Annotated in this window: 1 protein-coding gene; it reads left to right on the top strand. The window is 65.8% G+C overall.

From position 1 onward, the window contains the following. On the top strand, positions 1-599 hold a 599-nt coding region (locus FKN01_RS32295; RefSeq protein ID WP_143626192.1), incomplete at both ends, for an AMP-binding protein.

Here is a 599-nt window from a genome sequence, read left to right as displayed (position 1 = left end):
CTCGGGCTCACCGACATTCAGCAACTCGCCGGAGCGGGGCAGCTGTTCGACACCCTCACCGTCTACGAGAACTACCCGCGCATCAGTACGGCGAGCGAAGGCACGGACGGCCTCGGCCTCTCCATCAGCAGCGCCATCGACGCCACGCACTATCCGCTGACCCTCGCGGTCAACCCCGCCGGCGACGCGATGCGGCTGCGCCTGGACTACCAGCCCGCCGCCCTCGACCAGAGCCAGGCGAGCCTGATCCTGGCCCGCTACCAGCACCTCCTGCACCAGCTGACCACGGCCGCCGACCGCCCCCTCGCCCAGCTCGACATGCTGCTGACCGGGGAACTGGAGACCCTCGACGACTGGAACGGCATCCACAACCCCACGCTGCTCAGCAGCACCCTGCCCGACCTCTTCGCGGCTCAGGTCGTTCGGACTCCTGATGCGCCGGCTTTGGTTTGTGATGGTGGTCGGTTCACTTATGCGGAGCTGGATGCGCGGGCCAATCGTCTGGCCCGTCATTTGATCTCTTTTGGGGTGGGGCCTGAGGATTTTGTCGCGGTGTATTTGCCGCGGACCGCTGATCTGGTTATTGCGTTGCTGGCTGT

Origin of the sequence: Streptomyces sp. 130, from assembly GCF_007096885.1 — a bacterium.
Lineage (GTDB): Bacteria > Actinomycetota > Actinomycetes > Streptomycetales > Streptomycetaceae > Streptomyces.
Note: the sequence above shows the minus strand (reverse complement) of the source record. Positions and strands in the feature narration are given on the sequence as shown.